Here is a 12,262-nt window from a genome sequence, read left to right on the forward strand (position 1 = left end):
TGCCTGTAAATAATGCGCCAGTTGGTTAGCATGGGCATTCAACACAGCATAGCTGAGCGTACAGTCCTCAAAAACGAGGGCGATACTGTCAGGAGTTGCTTGCACACGGGCCTCAAACTGTGAAATAATCGTTTCTCCGGAAGGATATCCCGGAGAGGAAATATTAAAGGTTTCCAGCAGTTGTACTTCTTCTTCTACACTTAAATAAGGCAGGTCCTGTATGGCGGCCAAAGGCGTATCGAGGGCAGCCTGTAATAAATGCTCAAAATGGTCAATGAGGTTTTCAATTACATGCGAAGGGAACAATTCTGCTGCATAGTCTACGGCAAAGGTAAGATCCGCACCGGCAGTGTATTCCAGCAGGTGAAAAAACAGATCTTCCTGTTGCTCTGGCGCAGGCAGGTAATTGATAAAAACGGAGGTATTACCCAGCGAGGTATCATAACTGGTCCGTTGATAGGAGAAGGCAACATTATAAATATTTCCCGGCTGATCACGAGCCTTTAAAAGGTCATACAGCGGAAAACGCTGATGGCGATAACAGTCTTTCAACTCACCACCTACCTGTTTTAACAACGCTGTAAAAGTCATCCCGCTATATATAGGAGTAGTAAAAGGGAATACGTTTACAAATGCACCCAGGGTTTCCCTGAATTGCTTTTTATTACGGTTAAATATAGGAATGCCAAGCAACAGCTCATCTGCGTTATTGTACCGCTTGTGTAAGGCAAACAGTGTGGCAACGAAATAATGAAAAGCAGTAAGGTGATGATGCTCACAAAAAGCTGTAATGGCATTAAACAATTGCCGGCTGATGCGTCGTTCTACCCGGTGCGATCGCATGGATGTTTTACCACCAGCGTGAACGATAGACTGGAAAGCGCTACCTGTGGCAACTCCATCCAGGCGCTGCAACCACCATTGCTTATCTGCACCATATTGTTCCGTGCTCTTGTATTCTATTTCATCTGCAATAAAATCTGCGTACGCATAACCTGGTAATGCCGGTGCATCCACTTCCTTTACATAACTGGTATAGAGTTCAGCGACTTTATTGAAGAACAATGCCATAGCATAACCATCGAACAATACATGGTGCACTTTTGTATACCAGCAACAAGATGACTCACCTGTAATTATAAACCTTATTTTCAGCAGGTTTTTAGTTACGTCAAAAGGCTGTTGCATATCCTGCTCCATCCATCGCCGACATTCAGCTTCAGCTTGCTTATGATGGAAGAAATCAATAATATCCATGTCACAGGGCACAAACTCCTGGTTCTCATTAAAAGGAATGTCATTAAAGATAGCATAGCCTCTTTCAATTACGTCCGCCCCTTCCAGTACAAGGTTAATAGCTTTAATCAGATGTGGAAGCTGAAGAGCGCCGTCAATAAAGGCATATCCTCCTACATTAAACAAGGTTGATTGAGGATAAATATGTTGTGTTAACCAAATAGATTCCTGTAAGGTCGAAATATTTCTTATCGGGTTCATTAAACTGGTATTAAAATTATGCCTTTATAAAATTATTCATGTGGTCGCTGACAGTGTTAGCCAAAACTTTGGGGATACTCCTTTATTTATTAATTGCAAATCACAACCATACATAAAAGCCGCGGCCAAAGACCGTATGCAGGCAAAGCAATAGTGTTAATGGATGCATGTTTTGGGCATGGTGTATCATATTAATTATCCCTGACACGGCAATTTTAATTCAGTATCAGGATCGGGTTTACATGATTATTTGTTTCTGGTTACTCCATAACAGGTACAAAAATGTTGTGCAAATAATTTTTACGGAAACTAATAAAATGATTTTAAAAAGATGACACAATAGCAATTTAAAACAATGAATTTAGGGTTATTTTTCTGATTAATCAATCGCTGCTAAAGTTTCACCAGCATATATTCTGTATGGAATATTTCAGCATTAACGGAATATAATTCTCAATGACTTTTAGTAATTCTTTGTAAGGATTTTCATCTGAAATAATAGCATGTCACAATANNTATTGTGACATGCTATTATTATAGCTACTGCTTAAAACTGAATATTACCTATCACCTTTGCCAGTATCTCCGCAATAATCGCCCCTCCCTTATCTGAAGGATGTATCCCATCATAAGTAACATCTATCGCTTCCTTAGGATAAGGATATACATCTCCCACAGTAAATGGTATTTTAATATAATCAGGATAAGTATACTCTTTGTACTCGCGCGTTAAAGGATCCCTGAGATATTTAAACTTCACAGCCTGTGCTATCCCCAACCTGGGTTCACTATAAAGATCCACTACCTCCAGGTTTTCTTTCTTACCAATTGCTTTCACCGCATTAACAAAAGATTCCAGACTCTGTCCCTCCTGATCTTTATATGATCCCCAGCTACTGAAATTATGATTGAGAATGTAAACAAAATCGCCACGCTGCATAGGTGTCATCAGTATAATATGTGCTTTGGGGTTAAGGCTACGTAATTTGTCAATAATCACCCTGAAAGCCCCATTTAAAGTAGCAATCCCGGTGTTGTTAGTATAATCGTCCAATGTACCAGTTTTTACACCCAACCACCAGTCATTAGTACCCAGGAATATCGTATAAACATCTGATGGCTTCAGATCCAAATCATCAATTTTATAGGCAATTTCAACGCTTGTCAGATAATTTTGCCCTTTGTTGATATAGGTCAGGCCTGACACCAGTTCTGTTGTTCTTGTTATCCATCCTTTTTCAACCCGATTCTGACTTTCCTCCAGGTGGTCATTTAAATACGTAAAAGAATCGCCAATCGCTGTCCAGGTAATTTCTTTTTGCGGCCTAAAGGAACTCAGCACCAGTGAAAAAAGGAGTATTAGGGAAAATAGTTTGCACCCTTTCATATCATTCTTTTGACATATATACGTAGCATATATATTTATGGTTGCAAACTTTTTGACATGAATATTACCTGCTCCACTAATTTTATGTATGATTCCAATGTAAGCATACCCGGAAATTTTAATAATTTCCTGAAAATCATCTCACGAACAAAAATCTGCTAAGACCCAAACTATTATGACTCCTAACTTTACTAAAGAATAAATTTTTTCATCTGAAAAATGATACCTTCATTTCCACCACCGAATTTCATTCGTAACATCCTTAATATTCACCAAATTGACATCCAGATTCCAATTACCTGATATTGCTCATGATGACTTTAAAGCAACAATTGCCACGACCAAACAGGCTATAAAAACTTTAAAAGAAAACAATGATATCGACTCTTTAGCCCAGGCATACACTCAACTGGCTAATACCCACTATCATTTAGGAAACTATCAAAAAGCACAATTGTGTTGGAAAAAAGGGAACAAATTCATCCATTCAAAGACGGCCCCATCTCTCGTATCCTATTACTATCATACAATAGGAATAATACTAAAGGCAAAAAACAAATTCAGACTAGCCCAACAGGCATTTATTAACGGCATTAAAGCCTGTCCGGAAAATCCTCTTCCGGAGTTATTCATTCATTTATCATCGACTCAATTTGAATTACATCAATTTGATAAAGGAAGAGCTAATCTTGAAAAAGCACAGCAAGTAACGAATGCAAGTCCCGAATTAGATGAATTAGCCGCTCATTACTTTATACAGGAAGGAAAATATAAACAAGCGAATCAAAAATTCCAGTCAGCCTTAAAATCATTCAAAAAGATCTATGATGAAAATAATCCTAATGTTATCCGGGTTCATTCTTCACTGGATCAGTTAAAATCAGGCGGAGAGCATGAGCTTCGCATTCAAATAACTACAGGTAGCCTTTTCTATTCTTTCAAAGAATACATCAACATTTTTATTGCACTGTATAAGCAAACCGTTGATATGTTTGGAAGTATTAAAGCAATTACCAAACTCCCCACTACCGATCAATATCTGTACGATTACCAATTCTTCTCCTTTACTAAGTGTTGTAAAAGCTTCAATGCATTTTCCGCCCTGATAAACAAAGGAACCCCTGAAGACGCTATGGTATTATTGTACGCTATATATCGGAACTATCTTACAATGGCGTACCTTAATAAAAATCCGAAACAAGTACTCCCTTTATTTAAAACGCCCAACAATAAACCTGTAGCACTAATCGATCTCGTTAAATTATCCCCCTATCCGGAAGATAAAATAATCCATAAATTCCTCGATACATATCTAAGTGACTTCGCATACTCTAATTTTACAACATCTGAATATTACCGTAGTGTGGATGAGACATATTATCAATATAGCGCTAAGAATATGCTGCTCCAGGCAACAGAAATTGGTTTATACCTTCAATTACTAATCATTAAAGAAATCGGAAAATTGATAAGCAATGATAAATGGAAAAATCTTGTTGCTAAATTTATTAGGGAAGCGACACCTTTGCTTGTTGCCAGGATAGAAGTAACACATAAGGAAGATAATAAGCTTATGGCTGCAATGAAAAAAAGATTAGTTTATGCAAATTAGAACCACTATTCAATTAGACCGTTTTTGATGCCCCCAAAGACCTTCAATTAAAAATAAGCCTATAAATGTATATTTGCCACGCTATGAAACCATATTATCTCCTTTTATCCCTGATCATCATTGCCGGATGTCAATCAGCTCCTCAGCAGAAAGGAATACGCTATGATAGCTCCCACCCGTTTGAAAATGCTATCACTGAATTACAACCTACCAAAAAATTCCATGCCGTCATCACTACCGACCTGAATAATGATGGTAAAATGGATACCATCACAATGTCTGGCCCTCCCCTGGATCCCGGCACATTTCAACAAATCGAAATCGCCTTAAATGGTGGAGACATAAAAACTTTTGAAACTGATGGCGCCTGGGACACCATAGACGCATCGTTCCTGAAAAAAAACCAGAATGCCGTCAATTCTCCCCTTGTCTTTGTTTACAAAGACAACAACCAGTTCGCAATATTGCTATTTGGATATATCTATGGAGCAGGAAGAGAAGATTTCAATGTTATCTATGGTAAAGGAGCTCACTTTAAAATGGTTTTTGACAACGCATTTGAAACCCCAATAAAATTGCAGGATATCAATCATGATGGTCATTTAACACTGTTGGGTCGTGAAGGATGGGTGGAATTATATGGCAGGACAACTATAGATAGTCTCGGACCTGTCGATATCGGTACCTATGATCCATTTTCTGTGCTTACAATTGACATGGATACGGTGGTGATGGATGAAACAGCTACCCGCGAGTACAATGAACAAAACTATATATGGCTTGGCCCAAAAGCGAGTGAATCACTGAAAATTTATTATCCCGAAAATGGAGGTAAGCCTGTATTAGCAAAGTAAAAATTAAGGCATCACAAATGCGATGCCTCAAAAAATACACTTATTTATTCCGCTTCAAACAATACCCCACTATCCCTATTCCTCACCTTACTCCCATTCCCATGAAATACTCCGGATACCGTATCCACCATTGATTAATCCAAATAATATCCCAATTGCTTCAACCGCTCCAATATCGCTCCCTTCGTCCTGTCAAAATACACCGTCAGCCTGCTCACCGGCATCCCCTTCTCAAACATGATCTTCAACTCCTCATCCTGCCCTGCCGACCATGGCTTCGCCGCCTCTTTCAACGCTGCTCTCTTCTTAATAATACCCTTTTCGGGCGTAGACGTATGCTTATTAATTCTTCTCAGTGAAGAAGTTTTGACATTATTATAAGGATTCCCTTCTGCCTTCACCTTCAATACATTGATATAAGGCGAGGCTGGAAACCCCGCAGGCACGAGCGTCTCAGGAATATTCAACTGCCCCTTGGTCCTTGTAACCGCTACATATAAGAGGTTCACCTCCTCCATCAACCGATCCACATCTGCCTCTTCCTTCTTATTCAATTCCTTTAGCTTCTCCTCTGCAATAAAATCATTCACCAGGTACACCGTATCATACTCCATCCCTTTCGCCCTGTGCACTGTTGAAAAGATCATCTCTGCCTTATGACGATCCTCATCCCCTACATGCAAAGCTTTCAACTTCTTCATGATTGCAAAGATCTCATTCCCATACTCCTTCACAATCTCCACCATCGTCGCCAGCTGCACATCCTCCGTTTTTTCTATATACTCTTCCAGCTCGTCCAGGTTCCGCATTGACTTCACCACCTTATCATTCACCCTGTCTAAATTCCCATTCTGCAGGTTCAATACATCATACAATGATGTACCATCATCTGCATAGGTATATGAATTGATATTCCCCTCGAAATAAATATGCTTCACCTTAGGGTTATCCGTAATAAAATCTATCGCGTTCAGCAACAATCCAAGATTCGTTCTCGCGATCGTTGCCTTCAGGTTCCCCAGCTTCACAGGCTTTGGCCTGCCAAAAATGGAGACCTTTTGCGTTTCAGCCATGTGATTCTTCCAAAAGAGGATCTCAGATGCCAGATTAGCCACATCCTGCACATACCGGAAACTCGTCGATAACCGTAGTAAATCGTAATGAGCCTTCTCCAATGAGTTCACCGCATGCCGCCATCCGTAAATTTGCTGGTGCACATCACCTACTATCACTTTCGTCGCCTCCTGCTTCAGGATCACATCCAGCATTACCCCGGAAGCATCCTGTGCTTCATCAAAAAGTATATAGTCGTAATATAAGATCGGATTTACCAACTGGAACTTTTTCAAATAGAAATCATGGGTGATCTCTATTTCCCCCGTATTCATTTTATTTAAAATCGCCCGCGTTCCATTTTCTATGGTGGTATAAAACTTTGTCACAAACGCTACCGCTTCCTTATCTGTCAGCGTTTCCAGGTAGTTGAGCTCCACGATCTTTACCGTACTGCTGTTACAATAGTAAGAAAGGAATTTATTGATATGCGTCGCTATCACATATTCATTGTGCTTTTCTCCATTCCCCTTCAATCGCAACATATCCACAATCTCTCCATTCTTATACCCCTGCCCTCTTACCTTATATTTATGTGCAAATACAATTTGCTTATACGCCAATGAATGCGCAGTCTCTACCCGTACATTTGAAAGCCCCTTTGCTTCAAACTTACGTGTCGCCTCCAACCTGACTGATTTATTAAACGCAAGATATAATATGGAAGGGTTGCCGGGCCTCGACGCGGCATACTCTACTATAGTCGTAGTCTTGCCGGATCCCGCAATGGCATTGATCCGGACACTGCCCCTTGATTGAATAATAGCAGTCTGCTCTTTAGTCAGCTTTATTGAAGAATAGCCATTCCCTTGTTCCATAATCGCGAATTTCCCGCTAAACACTGAAATAAAAAAATTGATATGATAAATATCCACACAGGTAAAGCCAAAAATTTATTTATTTGAGAATTAAAGGTAATTTTTAATGAAATAGCTTTTTTATAAGAAGCTGTTCATTATTCAACCATTTTTCGACAATGCAAATGTGTCTGCTACCCAACAAGGTTATTTAATAAACTTAATCTCCATAATCTTTTGCTCAAAATCAGTCGCAGGTACCAACGCCCGCGACCTGATCCGGGTTTTATAAGTATACACCGTACTCACACTATAATCCAGGATCTTCGCAATCGCCTCATGCTCAATAATCCCCAACCGCATCAATGCAAATATGCGCAACGTCGCATTCAGCGTTTCACCCGACTTCGGCCAGATCTGGTCCTCTGTTTTCAACAATGCATTAAAGGATGCTATAAAATTCGGGAACATGGTCAAAAAAACACTATCCAGCATATTATACAAACTCGCCTTCTCTTCATTAATATGAATCCCCTTCATCAGATCGTTCACATCATTATACTTCTTCAGCTTTATACTATGCAATGTATGCTGCTTTATCTTCTCCAACGTTTCTATATAAGATGAACAGGTCTTAAAAAATAACCCGATCAATTCCTCCTTTATCTTCGACGACTCCCACAACTGTTCATTCACATGCTCCAACTGCGCATTCTTCTCCTTGATCATCAGCTCGCTGGCCCTTATCTGCAATAGCTGCTTCCTGTAAATAAATAACAGGAAAAACAACACCACCGCCACTATCAAAAATGTCAAAAAGCCAATCAACAACTTATCCCGCTGATGCTGTTTCTCATCTATCACTTTCCCCGCCACCAGCGGCAACAATGACTCTATCTGCACTGCCCGGTTTTTCGCCCCATAAAAATTGGCATTGCGCGCCGCTGCCTGCATAAATATATAAGCGTCATTTGTATGGTTCATATGATACAACTCCTGCGCCAACAGGAATATAGCCAACGTCTCCTTCGTTGAAGACCGTACATCCCCAATCGCCGCCAACGCCAAAAAAAGTACTTTATCCTTCCCCTTATAAGCAGCCGCTATCCGCGTAGCCACCATTGCAATACCATGAGGTGACAACCGCTGCTCCATGATCAGATTGAAAAAATAGTCCGGGGTCAGACTTTTATGCCTCAATGAATCCGGCAAAAAAGCCAGGTCAATCTTCTTTTCAAAACTATTCACCGGCGTAATCACCCGCGCCATTCTAAAATCCAGATCCGACTGCTCATAATATCCCTTCGAAAAAAATGGATCATTGTCATAATCCGCAATACTTTGATTCAACCTCGCCCGCATTGTCAGATAATCACTCCATTGCGCCTGTGTAAACCTGCTCGTATCAATTTTTCTAATTACATCAAACGCTTCCTTATAAAATCCGGAAAAATATAAAGTATACCCCAACCTGATCTCACTCTCAATCAACAGATCCTTTTGATGAAACTGCTCTGCCAGGCTCACCATCTTCTTTACATACACATATGCAGAATCAAATTTAAAAGAAGAATATTCCTCATATATATTTGAACAAAGATCATATTGCAGCGTAAAATCATTGCTGTCCGCACGAAGCAATGAAGACCGCAAATCTCCTATCCTATTGATCCTCGTCAGGTCAAAATTGTTCTCTTTTTTCAACTCTGATTTAAGCACCTCCACCAAACTATCTGCATCAATATGCTGTGCATACCCCTGAAAAAATGCCAGTACAAAAACGGCTATAAATGTTATTCTATTCATATGTAAGTACCCTAAAAGTACATTTTTTGTCCTGAAACCCCTTAGATTTTTTGCCCCCAAAATGCTATCAACACACTGATTATCAATAATAAGCAATTAGATTTTTCACCCACCATCTCCCCCGGCAATACAAGTCGCTTAATTAGTGATTTATTTTGATCCGCTGCAGCGATGTTAAAAAATTTATCCACGTTCTACTATTAAGCACTCCGTTATGCTAAAAAATTATTTTTGTCTACTCTTTATTCTGCTTGGATACACATCCTTTGCTCAAAACAGGACAATCACCGGCAAAGTCATTGATTCTACTACCAACGATCCGTTGCCAGGCGTAACGATCCGGGTGGTAGGATCCAAGGCAGGCACCACCACCGACGCCAACGGTTCATTTGTATTAAGCATTAGTACAGCTGACCAGGCCCTCACTTTTTCTTCCATTGACTACCTCACGCAAACTGTCCGGCTCTCCACCCAAAACACCCTACTGGTAAAACTGGTCCAAAATGTCAAGGAACTAAAAGGTGTCGAAGTGGTCAGCGTCGGCTACGGTACTTTGAACAGAAAGGAAGTGTCAAGTGCCATCACCCACGTGAGCGCGAACGAACTAAAAGCCGTCGCAGGCAATAACCCGCTCATGTCCCTACAGGGAAAAGTAGCGGGATTGACCATCACCAACACTGCCACCGCCGATCCAAACTCCTCTCCCAACATCCAGCTACGGGGCGTTTCTTCCCGAAGCGCAGGTCAGGGGCCACTGTATGTCATCAATGGAGTGCCCGGCGGTAATATCGATAACATTAATCAGAATGATATCGAATCTATCGACGTGCTTAAAGGCGGTGCCGCATCTGCCATCTATGGTACCCGCGGTAGCAACGGCGTGATCATCATCACCACCAAAAAGGGAACAGGCGATTCAAAACTGGTGTACAATGGCTACGTGAGCCTGGACAAAATCACCATGGCTCCCCGCGTGCTCACTGCCAGCGAGTTCCGGCAATATCGCGTCAATGCCACCCCAACCATGGGTATCGACTACGGCGCCAATACTGACTGGATGAAAGCCGTAACCCGCAATCCTACCTACGGCCAGAAGCATACCCTGCAGATCTCCGGCGGTACCGCAAATGATAACTACTTTGCCTCTGCCGACTACCGGAATGCCACCGGTATTGACCTTCGTGCCTCTAAAAAGGAATATGGCGCACGTCTGAATGTGAACCATACCTCAAAGAGTAATGTCTATACAGTGGCGCTCAATGTGGCGCCCCGGTATATGAAAACCAGCAATGCCGATCAATCCAATTTTAATAATGCTATAACGCTCAATCCAACTCAACCCGTGTACGACAGTACCGGCTATCATTATCTCAACACCGGTTTCTTCTCCAACAACCCTGTTGAAAATGCCCGGTTGATCAAAAGTCAGGCTGAGATAAGAGAACTGGATATGAGCGGTTCTGTAAGAGTGAACATCCTGAAGAACCTGTATTCTACAGCGACCATCTCCAATATTAAATCCTCTTACAAGAACCTTTATTTCCGTCCGTCTACCATGACCACCATCGTGCATACAGGGCAAACGACTAAAACAAACTATGCCTCACAGGAGCAGGTGGACAACGATCAGCAGAATATTGAATGGACCATCAATTATGGCCTCAACTATCACCAACACCATTTCAAATTACTGGGTGGCTATTCCTATAGCTATTTCAATTACCAGCAATTCAGTGCCAACAACTACGATTTCCCATTCGATACTTTTGAGTGGAACAACCTGGGTTCCGGTACCTGGAATGGTGGCGACAAAGGCAATGGCCAGGGCGCTGTATCCTCTACTCAAAATGATTCGCGCCTTGCAGCATTCTTTGGCAGGATCAACTATGACTTTGATAATAAATACATCCTCACTGCCAGCATTCGTCACGAAGGCTCATCCAAGTTCGGTACTGACAATAAATGGGGAAATTTCCCTGCCGTATCCCTTGCATGGCGTATCTCTGACGAGAACTTCATGAAAAATAAGATCAGTTGGCTCAACGACCTGAAACTGAGAGCTGACTACGGTATCACTGGCAACCAGGATTTCGGTAACTACCTTTCCCTGCTATTGTATAGTGGTTATGGATACTTCACCTTCAATGGTGTTACCTACCAGGTATACGGCCCTTCACAGAATGTGAACCCCGACCTGAGTTGGGAAAAAGCGATCAACTTTAACGCAGGCATCGACTTCGATATCTTCAATAGCCGCTTATCCGGTTCACTCAACTACTATGTACGTACCAACAAAGATCTGTTAGGATATTATAACGTACCACTGCCACCGAACTCTCAGTCACAAACATTCACCAATGTGGGTACTATGAAGAACTCCGGTCTGGAAGTACAATTGAATGCACAGGTCATCCGGAAAAGTGACTTCAATTATAATATCTCCTTCACCACCGCCCTTAATAATAACAAGTTCGTTTCTTTCTCCAACAAGGTGTATCAGGGCTCTCCTTACCTCGATCTGGCAGGATTACCAGCTCCTGGTAGCCCAGGTACAATTCAGCGTGTACAGGAAGGCCACCGCATCGGTGAATTCTATATGTTAAGATCAGCAGGTGTAGATGAAAATGGGGCACTGCTGGTGTATAAAAAAGATGGTACTATCGTCACCGCCAACAATGCCAATGCAGATGACAAACAATTTGTAGGCAATGGTCTGCCTAAGTTTACCGGTTCACTGGGTAATGTATTCACCTATAAAAACTGGGACCTGAACATCTTCTTCCGTGGCAATTTTGGCTATAAGATCTTCAATATGCAGGCATTCTACCTCGGTACGCCTGCTACACAAACAGATGCCAATACATTGCGCTCTGCCTACGATCCGGGTAGTAAATATGCGAAGCTGACCAGTTCATCTACATTATCACTGGCCTCCGATTACTTCCTCGAATCAGGTTCATTTGTTAAGATTGATAATGTGACACTGGGATACAGCCATGCTGTCAAATCCAAATTCATGCAAGCCTTCAGGGTGTATGCTGCTGCCAGCAACCTGCATACTTTCACCAGCTTCAAAGGCGGAGACCCTGACCTGTATCCCGTGAACGGTTTAACACCAGGGGTACAAGGTAATTTAAATTTTTATCCGGCTACAATCCAGTTCCTGGGCGGCTTACAGGTAACCTTCTAAAAAAGA

7 protein-coding genes are annotated in these 12,262 nt (G+C 41.5%); 3 read left to right on the plus strand and 4 right to left on the minus strand.

The features are described from left to right. Both BW716_RS30970 and BW716_RS30975 read right to left on the minus strand, forming a co-directional pair. Window positions 1-1,497 (minus strand): condensation domain-containing protein (locus BW716_RS30970; protein ID WP_143709136.1); only part of this gene is annotated, 1,497 nt, incomplete at its 3' end. 547 nt (window positions 1,498-2,044) lie between these two features. Further along, window positions 2,045-2,884: an SGNH/GDSL hydrolase family protein gene (locus tag BW716_RS30975; protein WP_083729930.1), complete on the minus strand. Its 840-nt coding sequence runs from the start codon at window positions 2,882-2,884 to the stop codon at window positions 2,045-2,047. 277 nt (window positions 2,885-3,161) lie between these two features. Between BW716_RS30975 and BW716_RS30980 the strand changes: the two genes are divergently transcribed. Both BW716_RS30980 and BW716_RS30985 read left to right on the plus strand, forming a co-directional pair. Then, entirely contained in the window at window positions 3,162-4,496 is a 1,335-nt protein-coding gene (locus BW716_RS30980) for a hypothetical protein (RefSeq protein ID WP_083729931.1), read from the plus strand. Between the two features lie 83 nt (window positions 4,497-4,579). Then, on the plus strand, window positions 4,580-5,350 hold the full coding sequence (locus BW716_RS30985; RefSeq protein ID WP_083729932.1) for a hypothetical protein: 771 nt from the start codon (window positions 4,580-4,582) through the stop codon (window positions 5,348-5,350). 134 nt (window positions 5,351-5,484) lie between these two features. On the opposite strand, the gene BW716_RS30990 is transcribed toward BW716_RS30985, so the two are convergent. Next, window positions 5,485-7,281 (minus strand): 3'-5' exonuclease, encoded by a 1,797-nt coding sequence (locus BW716_RS30990; protein ID WP_220388873.1) that lies wholly within the window; start codon window positions 7,279-7,281, stop codon window positions 5,485-5,487. A gap of 186 nt (window positions 7,282-7,467) precedes the next feature. Then, a complete protein-coding gene (locus BW716_RS30995) occupies window positions 7,468-9,066 on the minus strand; it encodes a DUF6377 domain-containing protein (protein ID WP_083729933.1) in 1,599 nt (532 codons plus the stop codon). A 214-nt stretch (window positions 9,067-9,280) separates the two neighbouring features. Here BW716_RS30995 and BW716_RS31000 point away from each other — a divergent pair, with 214 nt between their 5' ends. After that, window positions 9,281-12,256 carry a SusC/RagA family TonB-linked outer membrane protein gene (locus BW716_RS31000; RefSeq protein ID WP_083729934.1) on the plus strand — a complete coding sequence of 992 codons (2,976 nt, stop codon included), beginning with the start codon at window positions 9,281-9,283 and terminating at the stop codon, window positions 12,254-12,256. Window positions 12,257-12,262: the final 6 nt, after the last annotated feature.

It is taken from the genome of [Flexibacter] sp. ATCC 35208, assembly GCF_001975825.1.
Taxonomy (GTDB): Bacteria; Bacteroidota; Bacteroidia; order Chitinophagales; family Chitinophagaceae; genus Chitinophaga.